20 protein-coding genes and 1 pseudogene are annotated in these 21476 nt (G+C 73.7%); 10 read left to right on the top strand and 11 right to left on the bottom strand.

The window, feature by feature from the left end; genetic code table 11:
* Window positions 1-69: 69 nt before the first annotated feature.
* Window positions 70-441: pseudogene (locus AB0399_RS16225) on the bottom strand (phosphogluconate dehydrogenase C-terminal domain-containing protein); the annotation flags it as partial.
* Between the two features lie 105 nt (window positions 442-546).
* Window positions 547-1092 carry a TetR family transcriptional regulator gene (locus tag AB0399_RS16220; protein ID WP_366411728.1) on the bottom strand — a complete coding sequence of 182 codons (546 nt, stop codon included), beginning with the start codon at window positions 1090-1092 and terminating at the stop codon, window positions 547-549.
* 89 nt (window positions 1093-1181) lie between these two features.
* Between AB0399_RS16220 and AB0399_RS16215 the strand changes: the two genes are divergently transcribed.
* The 4 genes from AB0399_RS16215 to AB0399_RS16200 all read left to right on the top strand — a co-directional run bounded on the left by AB0399_RS16215 (window position 1182) and on the right by AB0399_RS16200 (window position 5526).
* Entirely contained in the window at window positions 1182-2012 is an 831-nt protein-coding gene (locus AB0399_RS16215) for an SDR family NAD(P)-dependent oxidoreductase (protein ID WP_366411727.1), read from the top strand.
* A gap of 110 nt (window positions 2013-2122) precedes the next feature.
* Window positions 2123-2965 carry a DUF1206 domain-containing protein gene (locus AB0399_RS16210; protein WP_329362044.1) on the top strand — a complete coding sequence of 281 codons (843 nt, stop codon included), beginning with the start codon at window positions 2123-2125 and terminating at the stop codon, window positions 2963-2965.
* A 135-nt stretch (window positions 2966-3100) separates the two neighbouring features.
* The gene (locus tag AB0399_RS16205) at window positions 3101-4189 is read left to right on the top strand and encodes a hypothetical protein (RefSeq protein WP_366411726.1); all 1089 of its coding nucleotides are present in this window, start codon (window positions 3101-3103) and stop codon (window positions 4187-4189) included.
* Window positions 4190-4554: 365 nt separating this feature from the next.
* A complete protein-coding gene (locus AB0399_RS16200) occupies window positions 4555-5526 on the top strand; it encodes an acetylxylan esterase (RefSeq protein WP_366411725.1) in 972 nt (323 codons plus the stop codon).
* Window positions 5527-5698: 172 nt separating this feature from the next.
* Here the strand turns inward: AB0399_RS16200 and AB0399_RS16195 are convergent, their stop codons facing one another.
* From AB0399_RS16195 to AB0399_RS16160, 8 genes are all read right to left on the bottom strand, one after another.
* Window positions 5699-6934: an epoxide hydrolase gene (locus AB0399_RS16195; protein WP_366411724.1), complete on the bottom strand. Its 1236-nt coding sequence runs from the start codon at window positions 6932-6934 to the stop codon at window positions 5699-5701.
* A 39-nt stretch (window positions 6935-6973) separates the two neighbouring features.
* Complete coding sequence (locus AB0399_RS16190) at window positions 6974-7594, bottom strand: hypothetical protein (RefSeq protein ID WP_366411723.1); 621 nt, start codon at window positions 7592-7594, stop codon at window positions 6974-6976.
* 12 nt (window positions 7595-7606) lie between these two features.
* A complete protein-coding gene (locus AB0399_RS16185; RefSeq protein ID WP_366411765.1) occupies window positions 7607-8443 on the bottom strand; it encodes a carbohydrate ABC transporter permease in 837 nt (278 codons plus the stop codon).
* On the bottom strand, window positions 8443-9408 hold the full coding sequence (locus AB0399_RS16180) for a sugar ABC transporter permease (protein WP_328472709.1): 966 nt from the start codon (window positions 9406-9408) through the stop codon (window positions 8443-8445). Before AB0399_RS16180 ends, AB0399_RS16185 begins: the two co-directional genes overlap by 1 nt.
* The gene (locus AB0399_RS16175; protein ID WP_366411722.1) at window positions 9405-10739 is read right to left on the bottom strand and encodes an ABC transporter substrate-binding protein; all 1335 of its coding nucleotides are present in this window, start codon (window positions 10737-10739) and stop codon (window positions 9405-9407) included. Before AB0399_RS16175 ends, AB0399_RS16180 begins: the two co-directional genes overlap by 4 nt.
* A gap of 174 nt (window positions 10740-10913) precedes the next feature.
* Window positions 10914-11642: a cupin domain-containing protein gene (locus AB0399_RS16170; protein WP_366411721.1), complete on the bottom strand. Its 729-nt coding sequence runs from the start codon at window positions 11640-11642 to the stop codon at window positions 10914-10916.
* Window positions 11636-12562: a PmoA family protein gene (locus tag AB0399_RS16165; RefSeq protein WP_366411720.1), complete on the bottom strand. Its 927-nt coding sequence runs from the start codon at window positions 12560-12562 to the stop codon at window positions 11636-11638. Before AB0399_RS16165 ends, AB0399_RS16170 begins: the two co-directional genes overlap by 7 nt.
* Window positions 12559-13707 (bottom strand): Gfo/Idh/MocA family oxidoreductase, encoded by a 1149-nt coding sequence (locus tag AB0399_RS16160; protein WP_366411719.1) that lies wholly within the window; start codon window positions 13705-13707, stop codon window positions 12559-12561. The genes AB0399_RS16165 and AB0399_RS16160 overlap by 4 nt, the downstream gene beginning before the upstream one ends.
* Window positions 13708-14006: 299 nt before the next feature.
* Here AB0399_RS16160 and AB0399_RS16155 point away from each other — a divergent pair, with 299 nt between their 5' ends.
* Together AB0399_RS16155 and AB0399_RS16150 are read left to right on the top strand one after the other, a co-directional pair.
* Entirely contained in the window at window positions 14007-15050 is a 1044-nt protein-coding gene (locus AB0399_RS16155; protein WP_366411718.1) for a LacI family DNA-binding transcriptional regulator, read from the top strand.
* Window positions 15051-15241: 191 nt separating this feature from the next.
* The gene (locus AB0399_RS16150; RefSeq protein ID WP_366411717.1) at window positions 15242-15913 is read left to right on the top strand and encodes a hypothetical protein; all 672 of its coding nucleotides are present in this window, start codon (window positions 15242-15244) and stop codon (window positions 15911-15913) included.
* A 78-nt stretch (window positions 15914-15991) separates the two neighbouring features.
* Here the strand turns inward: AB0399_RS16150 and AB0399_RS16145 are convergent, their stop codons facing one another.
* On the bottom strand, window positions 15992-16729 hold the full coding sequence (locus tag AB0399_RS16145; protein WP_366411716.1) for a TetR/AcrR family transcriptional regulator: 738 nt from the start codon (window positions 16727-16729) through the stop codon (window positions 15992-15994).
* A gap of 53 nt (window positions 16730-16782) precedes the next feature.
* Here AB0399_RS16145 and AB0399_RS16140 point away from each other — a divergent pair, with 53 nt between their 5' ends.
* From AB0399_RS16140 to AB0399_RS16125, 4 genes are all read left to right on the top strand, one after another.
* A complete protein-coding gene (locus AB0399_RS16140) occupies window positions 16783-17907 on the top strand; it encodes an LLM class flavin-dependent oxidoreductase (RefSeq protein ID WP_329362024.1) in 1125 nt (374 codons plus the stop codon).
* The gene (locus AB0399_RS16135) at window positions 17904-18911 is read left to right on the top strand and encodes a sulfurtransferase (protein ID WP_366411715.1); all 1008 of its coding nucleotides are present in this window, start codon (window positions 17904-17906) and stop codon (window positions 18909-18911) included. The genes AB0399_RS16140 and AB0399_RS16135 overlap by 4 nt, the downstream gene beginning before the upstream one ends.
* The gene (locus tag AB0399_RS16130) at window positions 18908-19798 is read left to right on the top strand and encodes an LLM class flavin-dependent oxidoreductase (protein WP_329362022.1); all 891 of its coding nucleotides are present in this window, start codon (window positions 18908-18910) and stop codon (window positions 19796-19798) included. The genes AB0399_RS16135 and AB0399_RS16130 overlap by 4 nt, the downstream gene beginning before the upstream one ends.
* A gap of 213 nt (window positions 19799-20011) precedes the next feature.
* Entirely contained in the window at window positions 20012-21424 is a 1413-nt protein-coding gene (locus AB0399_RS16125; protein ID WP_329362021.1) for an MFS transporter, read from the top strand.
* Window positions 21425-21476 lie beyond the last annotated feature (52 nt).

The raw sequence follows: 21476 nt of genomic DNA, 5'->3' as shown, positions 1-21476 counted from the left end.
CGTCCGGCTCGTACCGAGGCGGGTCCGCCGCTCCCCGCGGTCCGCGCGAGGGTCAGCGCCTGATCTCCGCTTCCAGTCGTCGCGCACGATCGACTCCCGGCCGTGGTCCGTGGCGATCAGGCAGGCGTCGGAGAACGGGTGGAAGCCCTTGAGGGTGTTGGCCGGCGCGACCTGGGTGCGGCCCAGCGGCATCGCGCGGGCGGCCTTCTCCGGCACGCCGAGGGTGCGCACGGTCTCGTGCAGGGCCTCCGTCAGCGGCGCGCCCGCCATGCAGGCGGTGGTCTCGACCAACGTCGGTTCCAGCACGGCGAGTTGCTTGACGGTGACCCGGTGGACATCGACCACGGGCGCGTACCTCACGCGGATCACGGAGCCGGCCGGCTTCCGCTGGGCCTCGTCACCGCCCTCGTACGCGGCGACGACCTCCTGCGGGGCCGCGATCTGCGGGGCCGCGATGCGAAGCTCCCGCGGCCACCGGGGCCTGCCGCGTACGGCGGGTGCCGGGGTCCGTACGGGGCGGGTCGCCGGGCCCCGGCGCGGCGGACCCTAGGTCGCGGTCAGCCGGCGGACCGCCTCGACGACCGCGGCGCGCTGGGCGGCGGCGTCCGCGAAGGAGGGCCGGGTCATCCTGTCGTAGGTGCTCGGCCAGGCGCGTACCAGCGCCATGATGAACACCAGCAGCGAGGCCGCGTCCAGGCCGCTGTCATGCGCGCGGGCGTCCCGCAGCGCCGACAGCTTCTCGGCGGTGGAACGCTCCTCCGCCTCGGTCGACCGGGAGCCCTCCAGCACGCGCCACAGGGCGAGCCGGTGCCGCTCGGGGTGGTCGATCAGGTAGTCGAAGAGGTGGCCCGCGTAGCCCGGCAGGTCGTCGGTGGTCAGCGGCACCGTCTCGACGAGCTGGCCCAGCGAGTGCTCCAGGACGGCGGCGAACAGCGCCTCCTTGTTGCCGAAGTAGGCATAGATCATCCGCTTGTTGACGCCCGCGTGCTCGGCGATGCGGTCGATCCGCGCGCCCGCCTCGCCGTGGGCGGCGAACTCGGCCACCGCCGCGTGCAGCAGCTTCTCCCTGGTCCTGTCCGGGTCCCGTGCCATGCCCCCATCGTAAATAACCAGACAGTTATTGACAATGAGAGAAGCCCTGCCTATAAAAGTATCTATATGGTTACTTCAGGGAGGTCGGCATGACAGAAAAGTCCACGACAGGCACGACGTGGTTCATCACCGGCGCCTCGCGCGGCTTCGGCCGGGTGTGGACGCAGGCGGCGCTGGAGCGCGGCGACCGGGTGGCCGCGACGGCCCGCGACACCGGCGCGCTCGCCCCGCTCGCCGAGAAGTGGGGCGACGCGGTGCTCCCCATCCGGCTCGACGTCACCGACCGCGACGCCTGCTTCGCCGCCGTCGCACAGGCGCACGCCCGGTTCGGCACGCTCGACGTGGTCGTCAACAACGCCGGCTACGGGCTGTTCGGCATGGTGGAGGAGGTGACCGAGGAGCAGGCGCGGCGCCAGATCGATACGAACCTGTTCGGCCCGTTGTGGGTGACGCAGGCCGCGCTGCCCGTGCTGCGCGGCCAGGGCAGCGGGCACATCATCCAGGTGTCGTCGGTCGGCGGCGTGTTCGCGCTGCCCGGCCTCGGGCTCTACCACGCCTCCAAGTGGGGCCTGGAGGGTATGACGTCCAGCCTGGCCATGGAGGTCCGGCCGTTCGGCGTCAAGGTGACCCTGGTCGAACCGGCCGGCTTCGCCACCGACTGGCAGGGCGCCTCGGCGGACCAGGCCGAACACTCGCCCGCGTACGCGGAGTTCCGTGCGAACCTGCCGGTCAGCGCCTCCGCCCGGCGCGGCGACCCCGACGCGACTGCCGCGGCGATCCTGGCGATCGCCGACGCCGACGAGCCGCCGCTGCGGGTCTTCCTGGGTGACCAGCCGCTCCCGCTGATGCGCGCCGAGTACGCCCGGCGGATCGCCGAGTGGGAGGCATGGGACGACCTTTCCGGCAAGGCGTTCGGCTGAGGTGCCCGCCACCGGCAGCCGCGGCGGGCCGGCCGCTCCGGTGCGCCGATCGGAGCGGCCGGCCGGCGATGGGCAGGTCTGAACGTCCGGGTCGCGGGCACGCGGACGGCGTGAACACTTCAGCAGGGACAGCGGCCGGCCGGCGCGGCATCGGGAGAACGGCCGGTGGCACGGCCGTCGAGTGGGGCGGGCGCGCCGGTTTCGCGGCGCGCGGCGTGATCTACGTACTCGTCGGCGTGCTGGCGGTGCGCGTCGCGTTCTCCGACGCGGGCGGGCAGCAGGCCGACCGGGGCGGCGCGCTCGCGGAGATCGCCCACGAGCCGTTCGGCGAGGTGCTGGTGTGGCTGCTGGGCGCGGGGCTGGCGGGCATGGCGCTGTGGCGGCTCTCCGAGGCGGCCTTCGGCCAGGCGGGCCCCGACGGCGGCAAGCCCGCCAAGCGCGCGGCGGCCGCGGGGCGTTGCGTCTTCTACGCGTTCGTGTCGTACTCCGTCCTCGCCTACGCGGTGGGCGACAAGGGGAGCGGGAGCGGCTCGACCGACAAGCGGACCGACGACGTGACGGCCCGGGTCCTCGACTGGCCGGGCGGGCAGTGGATCGCCGGCGTCGCCGGGGTCGCGGTGGCCTGCGCCGGCGCGTGGATCGCCGCCCGTGCGGTGATGCGCAAGTTCCACAAGCACCTGAAGATGGGCGAGATGTCAGTACGGCAGCGTCGCGTCGTGGACTTCCTCGGGGTGTCCGGCGGGGCGGCGCGAGGCGTCCTCTTCGCGACGGCCGGCGTGTTCGCGGTGGTGGCCGCGGTCCAGCACCGGCCGGGCGAGTCCAAGGGCATGGACGACACGCTGAGGTCGTTCGCCGGGACGCCCGCGGGCCCGTGGCTGCTGGTGCTCGTTGCCGTGGGCCTGGTCGCCTTCGGCGGCTTCTCCTGGGCCAGCGCCCGCTGGCGCGCGCTCTGATGACTCCGGGCCGGGCTGGCTTCATGCCCTCGTTGGCTCCGTTTCCTCCGCTTTTCTGAGACTTGACCCATATTTCACCCTCGCAGCGGCGTTCGTACGGGAATGTTCGCATTGAGTGGCGGGAATGGACGGAGGGTGAGCACGCGCAGAAGTTTTCTCGGCACCGCCACCGCGGTCGGCGCCCTGGCACTCCTCGACGGCGCCGACGCCGCGGCCGCGGCCGGACCGGACGCGGCGGCGCCGGAACTGCCCGCCCGGCACGCGGTTCTCGCGGTCGACACCGCCACCCAGCGCCACTACGACGCGCTCCGGGCCGAGTTGGCCCGGCGGCTCGGCCCGGTGATCGTCGTGCAGAACGACGACCGGGGCGGCCTGTACACCCTGGTCCACCACGGGACGCGGGAGTCGGCGCACCCGGTCCCCGCGCTCTTCGCGCTGGCCAAGTCGATCGCCCACGCCCCGCTGGGCATCTACTCGATCGTCGCGCCGTATCTGGACCACCGGGTTCCGGGCCTGCCCGGCGCGCCCCGCCCCGACCGGCACGACCTGCGGATGGTGGCGTTCAAGGGGCCCCGGACGAAGGACTGGGTCGGCCCGCTCCGCGAGTTCGGCGCCACCCTGACCACCGCCCGGCGGCAGCTCGGCGACGCGCGCCTGCCACGGGAGCTGGCGGCGTCCAGTGCGCAGATCCTCGATGCCGCCGTGGAGTTCGCCGAGGGGTCCGTCCGGCGCGGCGCCTTCGACATGCGGTCGTTCGAGCACTTCACGAGCGGCCTGGACGACGCCATCGGCACCAACCTCAGCTACGCGGCCCGGGCGCAGATCGCGGGCGTGGAAGGGCTCATGAAGCGGTGGCGGGCCGAGGTCGGCGAGGCGGACTGGCCCGGCCTGTACGTCGTCGTGCTGTCGATCTGGACGACGTCCGCGCCGAACCAGAACTCGCTCATCGTCAAGCGGTTCCTGGACCCCGCGACGGCGGACGTGCACCTGATCGACCTGCCGACGGCCCAACTCCCCGCCGACCCGGTCCTCGTGGCCCTCGACAACCTGGCCCGGATCGTGCAGGACAACGTCGCGGCGGAGCTGGTCTTCCCCACCGACCGGAAGCTGGCGGACGCGCTGAAGGGCCCCGAGGATCTGCTCGCGCCGGCGATCCGGCGCCAACTCGCCTGCCCCTACCGGACGTCGGCCGCCCCGCGGAAGGACGCCGGGGCGGCCTCGTAGCGCGGACCGGGGCCGCACGGTGCCGGTCACCGCCGCTCGGGCGAGCGAGGGTGACCCGTCGGCGGGCTCACCTGGACGCCTTCCCCGGTCCGCCGCCGCGTGGCCCGGGGCGCGGGGTCCTCCTGGACGACCACCACCTCGCCGGGAGCGGGACGAGCGCGCCCGGGGCTCGACGTGGACGCGGGAAATCGAGGGTGGACGCGAGAGATCGAGGTGTGGACGCGCCGAGGGGAGCCGCCTCCACCGCGCGCGTCGATCATCCCGACTGGCGGCGCACTCGCCGGGCCCGGCAGGGTGGTCCCGAGCTGGGCAGAAGGACCGAGCAGCAGGTCCGACCAGAAGCACCGAGGAGAGGACGCCCGCCCGTGACCGTCGAGACCATCCGCACCCACGACTTCCCGTTCGACCCCACCCACGGCTACGACCTGGATCGGCTGTTGGAGGTCGGCGCGCCCGAACCGCCGCCCGGCTTCGACGACTTCTGGCGCGGCAGGTACGCCGAAGCGCGGGCCGTCGACACGGCGCCGCGGGTGGGCACCGTGGAGGAGGAGCGGGACGGGGTCCGCGTCCACGCGGTGTCGTACACCTCGGCGGGCGGCTTCCGGGTGGGCGGCTGGCTGACGGTGCCGGCCGACGGCCACGTCACGCGCGGCATGGTGGTGCTGCACGGCTACGGTGGCAGGGCCGCGGTCGACGTGCCGCTCCCGCCGCCGGGCACGGCCGCGATCTGGCCGTGCGCCCGGGGGTTGGGGACGCGCAGCCTGGACCCGGACATTCCGCCGGTCTCGGCCGGGCACGTGCTGCACGGCATCGGCTCGCGGGAGAGCTACGTGCACGGCGGATGCGCCGCCGACGTGTGGTGCGCGGCCTCCGCCCTGCTGGAGCTGGTGCCGCCGGCCGCGGACCGGCTGGCACTGACCGGGGTGAGCTTCGGCGGCGGGATCGGCGCGCTCGCGCTGCCCTGGGACGAGCGGTTCGCGCGCGGGGCGCTGGTGGTGCCGAGCTTCGGCAACCACCCGCTGCGGCTGACCCTGCCCTGCACCGGCAGCGGTGAGGCGGTCCGCGGCCACCACGCCCGGCATCCCGAAGTGACCGACGTGCTCGGCTACTTCGACGCGGCCGTCGCGGCCACGCGGATACGGGTCCCCGTGCACGTCGGTGCGGCGCTCTTCGACCCCTCGGTGCCGCCGCCCGGGCAGTTCGCGGTGTACAACGCGCTGGCCGGGCCGAAGGAGCTGTTCGTCCTGGCGGCCGGCCACTTCGACCACCCCGGACTGGCCCGGGACGAGGCCCGACTGCTGCGTGCCCAGCGGGAGTTCCTGACGTCCGAGGGGTGACGGCCGCCCCGCGAGGGGATTCCCGCGCGTCGTCTCGGTACCTCCCCGCGACGTGCCCTTTCCAAGCTCATACGCATGAGCGAATCAGCCCCGGCCCGGCCCGTGACCGCCGGGCCGGGCGCCCACGGGAGCTCACGGGTGCTCCCGGGTACCCCCAGGCGCTCCCGTGCGCTCAGGGCCTGCGGCCCCGGAAGGTGCCGCGCAGGTCGCCCACCCACGCGTCGGGGTTCTCCCAGGGGATGAAGTGGCCCCCGTGGTCATGGGCGTTGACGTTGACGTGGTGGAACCACCGCGCCTGCGGGCCGGAGACGAACGCCTGGACGCGTGCGTCGGCGGAGTGCACGCCGGGCGGGTTCTCGTACGTGACGAAGGTGAGGCCGACCGGGGCCTGCACCACCGGGGTGCGGTCGTGGGAAGGGGCCCAGGGGTAGCGGTTGGCGTTGGCGTAGTAACGCATCGACGTGGCGATGGAGTTGTTCACCCAGTAGATCGTGGCGTGGGTGAGCAGGTCGTCCTTGCTGAAGACGGACTCGACGTCGCCGCCGTTGTCGCTCCAGGCGTTCCAGCGCTCCAGCAGCCAGGCGAGCAGTCCGGCGGGGGAGTCGCTCAGCCCGTGGGCCAGGGTGGCGCCGTCGAGCATGTGCGTGGCGAGGTGGGACGCCGAGCGGCGGTCCATCGCGAGGATTCGGGCGCGTACGTCGGCGGGCTGGTCGTCGGTGAGGGGCCGGTTGCGGGCGAAGTCCCAGGCGCGGGGGCCGGTGAAGAAGTCGAGCGGCAGGCCGGAGCCGATGTGGATGCCGTACAGCTCTTCGGCGTACTTGTGGCCGAGCTGGCTGGTGACGATCCCGCCGATGTCGCAGCCCCCGGCGGCGTACTTCGCGTACCCCAGGGTCTCGGTCATCAGGGTGTGCCAGAGGTCGGAGACCTTCCAGAAGTTGACGTCGGGGAAGCCGGTGAGCGGGCCGGGGAAGCCGAAGCCGGGCAGGGAGGGCACGATGACGTCGAACGCGTCGGCGGGGTCGCCGCCGAACGCGGCCGGGTCGGCGAGCGGGTCGATCACCTTCGACCAGTGCCAGAACGTCCACGGCCAGCCGTGGGTGAGGATCAACGGGATCGGGCGGGGGCCGCGGCCGGGCTTGCGCAGGAAGTGCACCGGGACACCCCGCACGTCCACCTGGTAGTGCTGGTAGGCGTTGATGGCGCGCTCGGCCGCGCGCCAGTCGTACGCGTCCCGCCAGTAGGCGACCAACTCGCCCAGATAGCCGGCCGGTACGCCGTAGGACCAGTCCTCGTTCCCCTCGTCCAGCGGCGGCCGGGTCAGCCGCAGCCGGGCGCGCAGGTCGTCGAGGACCTCGTCGGGCACGTGGATCGGGGTGGGTTCCAGTGCGAACGTGCGCGCGGAGGTCATGGCGGGGAATTTTACCGGGCCGCCGACCGGCGGGACCGGTCATCCGTCCTGCCGGGCGGCGGAGTCCCGCAGGTCCACCGCGGTGGCGGCGAACGCCAGCGGCCCGGGCAGCAGCGGCAGCAGCACCGGCAGGGCCCACAGCAGCAGCGCCGCCAGCACCACGGCGGCGGCCAGCAGCGCGGTGCCGCGCGGGTCCGCCAGCGAGCGGGCCAGCGCCTCCCGTCCGGAGAGCCGGTGCGGCCCGTCCAGGGCGACCGCGCGCAGGCCGACGGCGGCGGCGCCGAGCGCGAGCAGCAGCAGGACCGGTGCCATCGCGGCGGCCCCAGGCAGCCCGGAGCGCAGCAGCCGCTCGTCGAGCAGGAACAGCACGCCGAACGCGGGCGGCACCAGGCCCTTGGCGAGCGTGGCCAGGGTCAGCCGGGTCCGGAGTTCGGCCGACAGGTCGCCCACCTTGACCTGGACGCCGCTGCCGGCGGACCGGCGCAGCACGGCGCTCGCGGCGGAGAGCGCGGCCGGGGCGGTGACCACCGGCAGGCAGGCCACCGCGGTGACCACGCCCACCAGCAGCATGTCGGCGAAGAGGGTGAAGCCGGAGCCGAACACCTCGCCCGGCTCGCGCCGGGCCCGGCGGGCCTGATCGGGTACGTGGGTCGACGTCATCGGGAACCCTCCTCAGCTCTTCAGTCCGGACGTGGCCATGCCCTGCACCAGGTAGCGCTGGAAGACGAAGAAGAACAGCACGATGGGCAGGACGGAGATCACCGACATCGCGAACATCGGCCCGTAGGCGGACGTGCTCGACTGGTCGACGAAGTTCCGCAGCGCCAGCGTGATGGTGGCCTTCTGCGGCGAGAACAGGTAGATCATCTGCGCGAAGAAGTCGTTCCAGGACCAGATGAACGAGAAGATCGCGGTGGTGATCAGCGCGGGGCGGCTCAGCGGCAGGACGATGTGGAAGAACGAGCGGAACGGGCCGCAGCCGTCGATCCGGGCCGCCTCCTCCAGTTCCCTGGGCAGGTTCCGCATGAACTGCACGATGAGGAAGACGAAGAACGCGTCCACCGCGAGGAACTTCGGCAGGATGAGCGGCCAGAAGGTGTTGGTCATGCCGAGCTTGTTAAAGATGATGTACTGCGGGATCAGCACCACGTGCTGCGGCAGCATCAGCGTGGCCACGGTGAACGCGAACATCGGGCCGCGCATCCGGAACCGCAGCCGGGCGAAGGCGTAGGCGGCCAGCGAGCAGGACATCACGTTCCCGATCACCGCGCCGAGGCTGATCAGCAGGCTGTTGCCGAGCAGCCGGGTCACCGAGACGCCCGAGACGCCGTCCAGCGCGGTGCTGTAGTTGCTCCACTCGAAGTGGCTGGGCCACAGGTTGACGCTGGTCACCACCTCGTCGGCCGGCTTCACGGAAGTCACCAGCAGCCACAGCAGCGGGTAGAGCAGGGCGAGCAGCGCGATCAGGGCGACCGTGTGGGGCAGCCAGCGTCGCATGGTCAGGTTCATCATTCCGCCTCGTCCGCGTAGAACACCCAGGCCCGGGAGACCTTGAACATCACCGCGGTGACGGCCGCGATGGCGAGCAGCATCAGCCAGGCCATGGCCGAGGCGTAGCCCATGTGCGAGGCGGTGAACCCGCGCTCGTACAGGTAGAGCGTGTAGAAGAGGGTGGAGTCGGCCGGCCCGCCGTTGCCGCCGCTGACCACGAAGGCGGGCGTGAAGACCTGGAAGGACTGGATCATCTCCAGCACCAGGTTGAAGAAGACCACCGGCGAGAGCATCGGCACCGTGATGGACACGAACTGCCGCCAGGCGCCCGCCCCGTCGAGCCCCGCCGCCTCGTACAGCTCAGGGGAGATCTGCTGGAGGCCGGCCAGGAAGATGACCATGGGGGCGCCGAACTGCCAGATGGTCAGCATCACCACGACGAAGGTGGCCAGGTGCGGGTCGCCGACCCAGCCGCCGAGGTGGATGCCGAAGGTGCCGAGCACGTTGTCGACGGTGCCGCCGTCGTTGAACAGCGCTCGGAACACCAGGGCGATCGACATGCTCGCGCCGAGCAGGGACGGGGCGTAGAACGCCGAACGGTAGAAGCCGCGGCCGGCCCTGAGCCGCTTGAGCAGCAGCGCGGCGCCGAGCGCCAGGGCCAGCTTGAGCGGGACGGCGATCACCACGTACTTCAGGGTGGTCAGCACCGACCGCCAGTACCGCGGGTCGTCGAACAGCATCTCCCGGTAGTTGCGCAGGCCCACCCAGTGCGGGGCGTTGAACATGTCGTAGCTGGTGAAGGAGAGGTAGAGGGACACCGCCATCGGCACCAGCGTCACCGCGACCGCGCCGATCATCCACGGGGTGAGGAAGACATACGCCGGCCAGCGCGCCTCGCGGCGGCCGCGGGCGCGCCGGCGCGCGTCCGCCCGGTCCGCCGCCGGCCCGGCGGGCTTGGGCACGTCGATCTGCGAGACGCTCATGACTCCAGCTCCTGCTTCGCCTGGACGACGAGTTCGTGGGCCGCCTTCGCGGGCGAGGCCAGGCCGAACTCCACCCGCTGGTACTCGCGGACGAAGGCGCTCTCGATCGCGACGTCACCCTTGGGCGGCGCGGCAGGCGGGGGCTGCACGCCGTACTTCTGCATCTGCTCGTCGAACTGCCACACCTTCAGGTCCGGCCCGCTCAGCTTCCGGTCCACCTCGGCGGCGATCGAGCGGTTGGGCGGCTGGGACCGGGTGACGCCCAGGACGTCGCCGGCCTGCCGGTCGTTGAGGAGGAAGTCCATCAACTCGGCTGCCATCTGGGGGTGTTTGGAGTGGGCGCCGATGCCGATCAGCATCGTGGGCTTGAAGTAGGCGCCCGCCTTGCCGTCGACGCCGGGGACCGGGGCGTAGCGCATCGTGTGCCCGGTCGGGCTGGTGAAGCCGGTGAAGGTGGCGTCCCAGGAGTAGTCGAGGGCGTCCAGGCCGCGGCTGAAGGCGCTGATGCCCGTCGCGTCGGCCTGCGCGCTGTCCTTGGCCGACACCAGCGCCCCCGACTTCTGCAGCCGGTGGCAGAAGGACCAGAACGCGGCGAGGTCCTGCTCGGTGTAGCCGAGCTTGGTGGGTCCGGCGTAGAGCTGCTTGCCGTGGCTGCGCAGCCAGTCCTCGAAGACGTCCTCGTTGCTGCCCCCGTCGTTGGAGCCCGCCACGGTCCGCCCGTCGGGGGACTTCAGCTTCATCGCGGCGATCTTCGCGTCGACCTCCGCGTAGTCCTGCCAGGTCCAGGAGGGTTGCGGCGCGGGGATGCCGGCCTGCGCGAAGACCGTGGCGTCGTAGACGTAGCCGGTGATGCCGCGGCCCATCGGCAGGGCGTACTGCTTGCCGGCCAGGTGGCCGGTGTGCACCAGCGACGGGTCCATCTCGCCGGTGTGGACGGTGCCGTCCTTGACGTAGCTGTCCAGGGGGAGCAGGGCGCCGCCGGTGGCGAACTGGGAGATCTGGCGGTAGTCCAGCTGCGCCAGGTCCGGGATGCCGCCGCCGGCGGCCTGGGTGGCCAGCCGCTGCTTGTAGGAGCCGAAGTCGGCGTTGGACATCTGGACGGTGACGTCGGGGTGCGCCTTCTCGAACAGCCGCACCGCCTTCTCGGTACGGGCCTGCCGGTCGTCGTTGCCCCACCAGGTGAAGGTGAGGGTGATGTGGTGGCCCGCGGCGCCGGAGGCACCGCAGGAGGTGAGCGCGGCCAGCAGGACGGTGCTGCAGCCGGCGGCGACCGCCGTGGCGACCGCCCGGCGGCGGAGGAACCGACGCCGGCCGCTTCGGGGCTCGGGCATGGTGGCCTTTCCGGGGTGGGTGGGTGGAGCGGTGGCGCGAGGCGGCGGGCGGGCGCCGCCGGCCGGGGCCTGGTGGGGGACCGGCCGGTCGGCTCAGGCGCCTGGGCGGGCGCCGGGTGCGGACCGGCCGGTCGACTCCCCGCCGGGAACGGGGACGTGAGGGAACGGGTCGGCTCAGGCGTCGTGGTAGACGTCGAGCCGGCCGCACATGCCGAACCGTCCGGTCGCGGTGGGCCCGCCGGCCCGGGTGCGGGCGGCGGCGAGGTGGCTGGGGTCGCCGCCGCCGAGGGCGGCCAGCTGGTCGCGGGTGGCGGTGGCGGCCGCGTGGGCGCCCTCGCGCCAGCGGCGCTCCCACTCGGCGAGGCGGGGCCGCACCAGCTCCGCCGCCGCGCGGTGGAAGGCGGCGAGCGGCTCCGGGTCGCCGGCGGCGACCGCCTCCCGCAGCTCGACGAAGCGGCGGGTGGCGAGGTCACGGCGGGCCCGCGCCGCGACGACCTGGTCCTGCTCGCTCCCCGCGGTGGGCAGCCGGACCGCCGCCGCGTAGGTGTCGGGGTCGGTGAGCCGGTCCGGGGGCAGGGTGAGGACCGCGTCGCCCGCCTCGGGCAGCCCGCTGTTCTGCATGACGACGGTGATCCGCAGGCCGCCGTGGTTGACCAGCCGGTGGATGGTGCCGGGGGTGAACCAGGCCACCGTGCCGGCCCGCAGCGGGGTCTCCTCGAAGCCGGAGGTGGTCAGGGTCTGCACGGCGCCCTCGCCGTCCGTCACCACATACCCCTCGCTGCACGTCAGGTGGAGGTGCGGGGTGCCGCCGCCGGGCCGGCCGTCGACGGTCGGCCAGTCGTAGACGGTCAGCCGGGAGACCGCGACCGCCCCGGGGAACCCGTCGTAGGCCGTGGTCACCATGGGTGCCGCTCCAGGTGCGCGGTGACCGCCGCGCGGTCCCAGGCGCCGTCGGCGACGTGCACGCGGTAGCGGCGGGCCAGTTCCTCGCCGGGATCGAGGACCAGTTCCTCGTGGAAGGCGAAGGAGGGGGCGACGGCGGCGAACGGGTCGGTGCGGACGAACCAGTGCGCGGGGTGGGTGCCCTTCGCTCCGGTGTGGTCGTTGCCGGGTGCGTGCTCGAAGACGACGGTGGCGTGCCCGTCGCGGCCGTCGTGCTCGCCGCAGTAGGCCAGCCACGGCGCCTGGTCACCCATCAGGTCGCGCTCGGCGCTGTCGGCGTCCGCGGTGAAGGCGTGCCCGTCGCGGAAGGCCCGGGGGCCGCGCCAGAACAGCCCGGTGTAGCCGGCGGCGGGGCGCCCGGTGGTGGTGGGGCTGCCGAACCGCAACGGCTCGGAGCGCCGGTTGGTGACGGCCGAGGACCAGGTCAGGCTCCAGCTGCCGGCCTCGGCGTCGGCCCGGACCTCGATCCGGCGCTCCTCCTCGGCCCACAGCGAGCCGTCGTACGGGTGCCAGGTCAGGCGTTCGGCGATCACCACGCCGTCCGGCCGGGCGGACACCTCGTCGAAGCCGACGTGATCCATCGAGCCGATCCGCTCGGGCAGCGCCAGGTAACCCTCACCGTGGACGTAGGTGTTGCCGCCCCACAGGTTCTGGCCCGACAGGTGCGAGGCGGTCAGCTGGAGGCCCTTGTGCCAACGGTGGTCGTTGGGGCGGTAGTCGGTGACCAGGGCGCCGCCGAGGGTGCGGATCGGGTGGAGGTACGGCTTGGGCGCCTCCCAGGGGGCCTCCGGGCGGTACACGTAGGCGAACAGCTCGGTACCGGTGGCCTGGTGGGCCACGGTGATCCGGTCGCCGTGCACGTGGGTCAGCGAGAGCGTCATACGGCCTGCTCCTCCTCGCGGGCGCCGACCGGCAGCCGGTCGGGGGCGCCGCCGTGCATGGCGGCGTAGAACGGGTCGCCGGGGCCGATCTCGCCGGCCCGGACGGTGGTGTCGGTGAAGGCGGACTTGTAGAGCGCGGCGGTGAACTCCACCACCCGCCGACCGCCCTCGCCGCTGGTCGGGTGGGGCGCGGCGGCCTCGATGTCCGCCACCAGGGCGCGCAGTTGGGCCAGGTGGGAGCTGGGCTCGTCGGGGCCGAAGTCGTTCCAGTCCCGGACCTTCCGCTCCGGGACGCCGGGGGCGGGGGTGATCCGCCAGTCGGCGTTGCGGTAGCCGTAGAGGTGGGTGAGCTCGACGGTGGCCAGCTCGCAGTCGATCCGGACCCGGCTGACCTCGTCGGGGCTGAGCACGCTGTTGACGACGGTGGCGACCGCGCCGCTCGCGAACCGGACCTGGGCGGTGGAGACATCCTCGGTCTGCACGTCGTGCACCAGCCGGGCGGCCATCGCGCGGACCTCCCGCCACGGGCCCAACAGGTCCAGCAGCAGGTCGGTCTGGTGGATGCCGTGGCCCATGGCGGGGCCGCCGCCCTCGGTGTCCCAGCGGCCACGCCACGGTACCGCGTAGTAGGCGGCGTCCCGGTACCAGGTGGTCTGGCAGTGCGCGACCAGCGGCCGGCCGAAGGCGCCCTCGCGCAGCAGCCGGCGGACGTGCCGGGCGCCGGAGCCGAACCGGTGCTGGAAGACGAACGACGTGGCGGGAGAGCCGGGTTCCTCACCGGCGGCGGCGGTCATCGCGTCGTAGTCGGCGAGCGAGGGGCACGGCGGCTTCTCGCACCACACGTGGGCGCCGGCCCGCACCGCGGCGATCGCCTGCTCCCGGTGCAGCGAGGGCGGCGTGCAGAGCACCACCAGGTCGGGGCGCAGCTCGCCCAGCATGGTGTCGAGGTCGGTGAAGGCGCTCGCCACGGCGAACTCCTCGGCGGCGGCGCGGGCCGCCTCCTCGGCGACGTCGACGACGGCGACGATCTCCACCGCGCCCTCGCCCGCCAGGGTGGCGAGCGCGGGCAGGTGGGCTCCTCGGGCGATGCTTCCGGTGCCCACCACAGCGGTGCGCAACGGGGGTTTCGGACGGTGCGGGGACATACGGGCCCTCTCGTGAGGCTGGCGGTACGTCATGAACGGCGCGGAAGCGGGGTGCCGGCCGGCCGCTCGATCACCGCGGGCACGGCGGCGGTCGGCCCCCGCGCCCACGGCATGCGGGCGCGCGGAGCCACCGGAAGGGTGGGCCGGCGGCTCCTTCGCCCGGCTATTCCAACGTTGTAACCAGCGCGCGTGCCGCGGGTCAACCCTTTGGGCATCGCCGACTTCCCCACATGGTCGCCACCGGCGCGGTCTGCCATGAACTGCCCTACAATGAGGCCACTTCGAGAAGGGTCAGGTACGTGACGGCAGTGAGGCTCAAGGATGTCGCCGACCGTGCGGGCGTCTCCGTCAAGACCGTTTCCAACGTTGTACGCGGGATGTCGAAAGTGGCACCCGCCACCCGGGAGCGCGTCATGGCCGCGGTGAGCGAACTGGGTTACCGCCCCAACCCGTCGGCGGTGCGGCTGCGCACCGGCCGCAGCGGGCTGATCGCCCTGGCGGTGCCGTTCCTGGCCACGCCCTACTTCGCCGAACTCGCCCACCACGTGAGAACCGAGGCGTCCCGGATCGGGCTGACCGTCCTGATCGAGGAGACGCTGGGCGACGCCCGGGAGGAGCTGCGGCTGGCCAGCGGGCTCGGCGCGGCCATGCTGGACGGGGTGATCCTCTCCCCGCTCCGGGTGCCCTTCGACCAACTCGCCGCCACCACGGCCGGTTTCCCGCTGGTGCTGCTGGGCGAGCGGGAGGACGGCCGGGAGCGGCTGGAGACCGACCACGTCCTGATCGACAACGTGGCCGCCGCCCGCGAGGCCACCGCCCACCTCGCCTCCCTCGGCCGGACCCGGTGCGCCGCCGTCGGCGTGGACCGGCAGGGCTCGGCGACCAGCCGGCAGCGCCTGGAGGGCTTCCAACTCGCCCTGCACGAGGCGGGTATCCCCTTCGACCCCCGACTCGCGCCGCCGGTGGAGGAGTTCGACCGGCGCAGCGGGCTGCGGGCCGGCCGCACGCTCGCCGCCCTCCCGGCCGAAGCCCGCCCGGACGCGGTGTTCTGCTTCAACGACCTGCTGGCCGTCGGCGCGATCCGGGCCTTCCACGAGGCCGGTCTCGCGGTGCCCGGAGACATCGCCGTCGCCAGCGTCGACGGCAGCGAGGAGGCCCGGTACGCCACCCCCTCGCTGACCACGGTGGTCCCCGACAAGGCGGCCATCGCCTCGCTGGCCGTCACCTCGCTGGCCCACCGGATCGGGGCGGCGACCCCGCCGCGCCACGCGGTGCACCTGGCGCCGTACCGGCTGGAGGTGGGGGAGTCCACGACCGGGGTGCGGCGGCCGGTGGACGACTGAGCGGCGGCGCTTCCACGAAGGCCGGTCGGTGGCGCGTCCACGAGGACGCGGTCGGCGGCGCGCCCACGAAGGCCGGTCGGTGGCGCGTCCACGAAGGCCCGGCTGGCTTCCCCCGGCCGCGGCTCCTACCCCTGCGGCTCCTTCCCCGCGGCCGCGACCATCGTGCGGTGCGGGGAGAGGGCGGCACGGCGATGTTCGGGTTGGTAGTGTTCCCGGCCATGCGGGTGGGCCGCTGGAACCGGGTGATCGCCGGGTGCGCCGTTCTGATCGCCGCGAGCGGGTGCGGTGGGAGCGGCGGGGGCGGCGGGTCCTCGCACTCCGCGGGCGCCCCCGCAGCGAGTTCGCCGGCCGGCCCGAGCGCGACCGGCTCGTCCGCGCCCGGGGATCGCTCGCCGTCGGGGTCGCCGTCGGGGTCGCCGTCCGGCAGCACTCCGGCGGTGCCCTCGGGCGCCACCGGCTGCGCGGCGGTCGGCCTCACCCCGGCGCAGGTCAGCCGGATCAGCGGGCTGACGGTGACGTCGCGGAAGACCAAGGGCTTCGGCTGCGCCTACACCGGAAGCATCGACGCGATGGGCCGCGGGGACACCGTCACGATCCAGCGGCTCACGTCCTCGGCCGGCCGAACCCGGTCGGTCTTCGGCTCCTTCGACCGGCTCGGCCGGTCCTGCCGCTGGGGCGATCGGCGCAAGACCCGCTTCAGCTGCACGAACGACGCCGGGGCGCGGACCGGTGTGTACGCCGGTGTGGTCGTGGTGACCGGCGGCGCGCACTCCTGGGAGGCGACGGTCAACACCACCGCCGCGGCGCCGCGCGACGCCGCGGACACCGGATTGACCGACTACCTGTCCCAGCACGGCGCCTGACCCTGGAGCGTGTCGCCCGACCGCGGATGAGCGGGGCGCGCACCCGGTGGCTCCGGGTTCGCGCCCGCACGCGTCCGTTCACGCGGTCGGGGCGCCGGCGCCGTATCCGTGCAGGAAGGCGTCGACCCCGCGGCTCACGCGGTCCTGGACCTGGGCCGGGCTCAGGGACGGGCTGCCGTAGGGGCGGATGGTGATCTCCGAGGTCACCAGGGCGATGAAGTGCACGGTGGCCCGGGCCGGTTCCGGGATGCGCAGCAGGCCGCCGTCGGCGAGCTGCTGGAGCCGGCGGCCGACCTCCCGCTGCACGCGCTGGGGTCCGGCCTGCTGCCAGGCGTCGATCACGGCCGGCGGGAAGTGCTGCACCTCGGCCTTGATCTGCCGCACCATCGCGAAGTGCTCGGGGAACTGGGTGCGCTGGCCGACGAAGGCGCGGCCGAGCGCCAGCAGATCGGTCCGCGGGTCGGTCCCGGTCACGTGCTGCTCGACCGTCGCGATGAAGGCGTCCGCGACCTGGCCGGCGCTGTCGTGGACCACGTCGGAGAAGAGCTGCTCCTTGCCCTCGAAGTGGTTGTAGATCGTGCGCGTGGACACGCCCGCCTCGGCCGCGATGGCCTCGATGCTGGTGCGGCTGTAGCCCTCCCGGCCGAAGACGGTCCGGGCGCCCTGGGTGATGGCCTGGCGCTTCCCCGCCCGCCCGCCGGTGCGGGCCGGACCGGGGCGCACCGGCGTCGCCGGGGCGGCGGGGGTGGCGTGGGCTGTCGGTGAGGTGCTCAGGGGGGCCTCCTGCGGTCGGTCGTCCGTTGCCCAATTTACCATGCACGTTGTACTTTACTTTCAGGGCTTTCCTTCACCTGGCTAAGGACCGTGCGATGGACATCGGCACTATCACTTTCGGCACCCTACTCAGCGACCCCTATACCGGGCACCGCGTCTCCCAGGCGGAACGCCTCGACGAGGTGGTGCGTGCCGCGGTGCTCGCCGAGCGGCTGGGCTTCTCCTGGTTCACGGTCGGCGAGCACCACTTCGGCGAGCGCGACGTCATATCGGCGCCGCCGGTGGTGCTGGCCGCGATAGCCGCCCGGACCTCCACGATCACCCTGGCCACCGGCACCACGCTGGTCGCCAACCGCGACCCGGTCCTGGTCGCCGAGGACTACGCCACGCTCGACCTGCTCTCCCACGGGCGGCTCCAGCTCATCGCGGGCGCCTCGTTCTTCCCCGACCCTTACACCGTCTTCGCCCAGCCCCCGGAGAGCAAGGCCGACCGCAAGCGGGAGAACCTCGAACTCCTGCTGCGCCTGTGGTCCGAGGAAGAGCCCGAGGTGACCTGGGAGGGCGCGTTCCGCCCGCCGCTGGACGCGGTGCGCGTACAGCCCCGCCTCCACCAGGACCGGCCGCCGATCTGGGTCAGCGGGGGCTCCCGCCCCGAGTCGGTGCACCTGGCGGTCGAGTCCGCGCTGCCCATGGTCTTCGGCACCACCGCCCGGCCGCCCGAGACGCACGCGCCGATGTTCCGGCTCTACCGCGAGCTGTGGGAGCGCGCCGGCCGCCCGGCGGAGCAGGCCAGGACCGGCGCCGCCAGCCATGTCTTCGTCGCCGACACCACCGCCGAGGCCCGCGAGCAGTGGCGGGAGTACTACGGCAACTACTTCCGCGGCGCGAAACTGCCGGCCGGCGCCCGCCCGTTCGCCTTCGACTTCGACGACCTGGTCGGACCGGGCTCGGCGATCTGCGGCAGCCCGGCGGAGGTGGTCGACAAGCTCGGCCGGCTGCACGACCTGTGGGGTCACGACCTCCACCTGCTGTCCATCGACATCGGCGGCATCCCGCACGGCAAGGTGGCGCGGGCGATGGAACTGGTCGCCGCCGAGGTGATCCCGCAGGTGGCCGGTCTGGGCGCGGACCGCCCCACGGGCGGCACCGTCGGCGGCCGGCCCCCGGCGCCCTCGGCGCTCGCGGCCGCGGCGGCCGAGCCGGTCGGAGGGAAGGCGTGAGCGCGATACGGGCGGACGCGGTGGCACAGCCGGTACCGCCGGTGGTCCCGGCCGCATGGGTACGCGAAAGGGCCGACGGGGACGACGCGCTGGTGCTCGCCGACGTCCGCTGGTACCTCGACGGGCGCTCCGGATACGACGCCTACCTCGGCGGGCACATCCCCGGCGCCCTCTGGGTGGACGTCGACACCGACCTGGCCGCACCGGCCACCCCGTCCGGCGGGCGCCATCCGCTGCCCGCCCCCGAGGAGTTCGCCGCACGGCTCGGGCGGCTCGGCATCGCCGACGACAGCGTGGTGGTGGCCTACGACGACCAGGGCGGCGGGTTCGCCGCCCGCCTGGTGTGGCTGCTGCGGCGGACCGGCCGCGCCGCCGCGCTCCTCGACGGCGGCCTGGCCGGATGGCCCGGCGTGCTGGACACCGGCCCGGTGCGCCGGGCGCCGGTCACGCGCCGCGTGACGCCGTGGCCGGCCGCGCTGCTGCGCGACGCGGACCAGGTCGCCCGGGCGGCGGGCGCACCGGACGCGCTGGTGCTGGACTCCCGCGCCGCCGGCCGCTACTCCGGAGCCGACGCGCACGCCGGGGAGACCCGGTCCGGCCACGTGCCCGGGGCACTCAGCGCTCCCTGGCAGGAGAACCTGGCCGCCGACGGCACCTTCCGCTCGCCGGAGGAACTGCGCCGCCGTTTCGAGGAGTTGGGCGCCGCCGACGCCGAGGAGGTGGTGTTCTCCTGCGGTTCCGGGGTCACCGCCTGCCACAACCTGCTGGCCGTCGAGCGTGCCGGCCTGCCGGACGCCGCCCTCTTCCCCGGCTCGTGGTCGGCGTGGTCGGCCGACCCGGACCGGCCGGTGGTGGCGGGCCCGTACCCGTTCGCCACGGACGGCCCGGACGGCCCGGACGCCCAGGACCCGGCCGGTCCGCGGGCGGGCCGTGCCGATGCCGCCGACGTGTCCCGTACCGCCGACGCGCCCGACGCGTCCCGTACCGAAGGGGCAGCGCGATGAGCACCCTCACCGGACAGCACCTCGGCTTCGGCGTCGTCTCGCACTACCAGGGGCCCGACCCCGAGCACCTGGTGGCCGAGGCGCGCGACGCCGAACGGCTGGGCTTCGACCTGTTCGCGCTCAGCGACCACCTGCACGGCGACCGCGACACCTGGGAGCCGTGGACCGCGCTGAGCTTCCTGGCCGCGGCGACCGAGCGGATCACCCTGGCCACGGACGTGCTCGGGCTGCCGTACCGCGCGCCGGCCGTGCTCGCGAAGATGGCCGAGACCCTCGACCGGCTCTCGCACGGCCGACTGGTGCTCGGGCTGGGCAACGGCGGCTACGACGCGGAGTTCGCCGCGTTCGGCCTGAGCACGCGCACCCCGGGGCAGAAGGTCGCCGCCCTCGACGAGGCGGTGCAGGTCATCAACTCGCTGTGGCAGCGGCCGACGACCACGTTCGTGGGCCGGCACTTCGCGGTCTACGACGCGCGGATCGAGCCGCGGCCGGCGCACCCCGTCCCGATCTGGCTCGGCACCTACGGCCCGCGGGCCCTGGAGGTCACCGGGCGGCTGGCGGACGGTTGGCTGCCGTCGCTGCAACGCCTGGGCCTGGCCGAGGCGGTGGGCCTGCGCGACAAGGTGCGGGCCGCGGCCCGCGCGGCCGGCCGCGACCCGGACACCATCACCTGTGCCTGCAACGTGCAGGTGCTGCTGGAACGCCGGCGCGGCGTCCCCGGCCACGTCCTCGCGGGCTCCTCGCAGGACGTGGCGGAACAGCTGGTCGCCGTCGTCCGGGCCGGCTTCACCTTCCCGCTGCTGTTCGGGCTGACCCACCCCGAGACCCGGGAGCGCTTCGCCACCGAGGTGATGCCCCTGGTGCGCGCCGAGTTCGTCCGCGCCTGACGCCTGACGCCTGGACGCCTGATCACTGACCACTGACCCCTGACATCCGTCACCCGACGCCCGACCCCTGACGCGTGACGCCCGCGCGCCGACGCGCCGTCCCGTTGGGGGCCGAGGGGCCCGAGAGCCGGACGGGCGCAGACCCGCGACACCCACACCCAGCCGGGCAGGCCGGCCGATCCGGCCTGCCCGGACACGAAAGGAAGATCACGCATGGCACGCAAATGGTGGACGCTCGTGGCCGTCGTGGCCGGAGTGTTCATGCTCGTCCTGGACATCACCATCGTGAACGTGGCACTCCCCGACATCCGGGACGACTTCCACTCGTCGCTGTCGGATCTGCAATGGGTCATCGACGCCTACGCGTTGGCGCTGGCGGCGGGTCTGCTCACGGGCGGTTCGCTCGCGGACCTGTGGGGGCGGCGCCGGCTGTACGCGGTGGGCACCGCGGTCTTCACGATCGGCTCGCTGCTGTGCGGCCTCGCCACCGGCCCGCTGTTCCTGGCGCTGGCCCGGGCCGGCCAGGGCATAGGCGGCGCGGTGGTGTGGGCGACCTCGCTCGCACTGCTGAGCCAGGCGTTCCAGGGCCGTGAACGCGGCCTGGCGTTCGGGATCTACGGCGGGGTCCTCGGCATCGCGGTGGCGGTCGGACCGGTGCTCGGCGGCGCGCTCACCAGCGGGCTGAGCTGGCACTGGATCTTCTGGGTGAACGTCCCGATCGGCATCGCGGTCGTCGCGATCACCCTGCTGAAGCTGGAGGAGTCCCGCAACCCGACCGCGGCCCGCCCCGACTGGACCGGCTTCGTCCTCTTCAGCGCCGGGCTCTCGCTCCTGCTGTACGGCCTGATCAACGCCGCCGACGGCTGGTCGCAGGCGAAGGTGTGGGGGACGCTGGTCGGTGCCGCGGTCCTGCTGGCCGCCTTCCTGTTGCTGGAGCGGCGGGCGACCCACCCGATGCTGGACCTGTCGCTGTTCCGCAAGCCCACCTTCAACGGCGGGCTGGTGGCCGCGTTCGGGCTCAACGCCTCGATCTACGCGCTCATCACCTACCTGGTGCTCTACCTCCAGCAGGACCTGCACTTCAGCCCCGCCCAGGCGGGCCTGCGGCTGCTCGCGCTGACCGGGGCGATGTTCGTGGCGTCCACGACCGCCGGGCGGCTCAGCTCCGCGGTCCCGGTACGGCTGATGATCAGCGTCGGCTTCGTGCTCATCGCCGTCGGCATCGCCCTGATGACCGGGGTGAAGGACTCCTCGACGTGGACGCACCTGCTGGCGGGGATGATCGTCTCCGGCGCGGGCGCGGGCATGGTCACCGTGCCGCTGGCCTCCACGGCCGTCGGTGTGGTCGCCCCGGCCCAGGCGGGTGTGGCGTCGGGGGTGAACGCCACCGCCCGGCAGGTCGGGCTGGCCACCGCGATCGCGGTGCTCGGCACCGTGTTCACCACCCGCAGCGAGCACCACGGCTTCGCCAGCGGGCTCAACCTGATCCTGTGGATCGGCGCGGTCGTGGCGCTGGTGTCGGCGGTGCTCAGCGCCCTGCTGATCCGGCAGAAGGACTTCGTGCCGCCGCCCGCCCGCCCGGCCCCGGCCGACACCGCCGCACAGCCCGAGGCCGCCGGGGCCTGACGGCACCGCGACCGGAGCGGAACCGGCGCCCGAGCGGCGCGCGTACGGCGTG

This window comes from Streptomyces sp. NPDC088194 (assembly GCF_040702025.1).
In the GTDB taxonomy this organism is placed as follows: Bacteria; Actinomycetota; Actinomycetes; order Streptomycetales; family Streptomycetaceae; genus Actinacidiphila.
The sequence above is the reverse complement of the archived record's forward strand: the minus strand, read 5'-3'. Positions and strand labels throughout refer to the sequence as shown.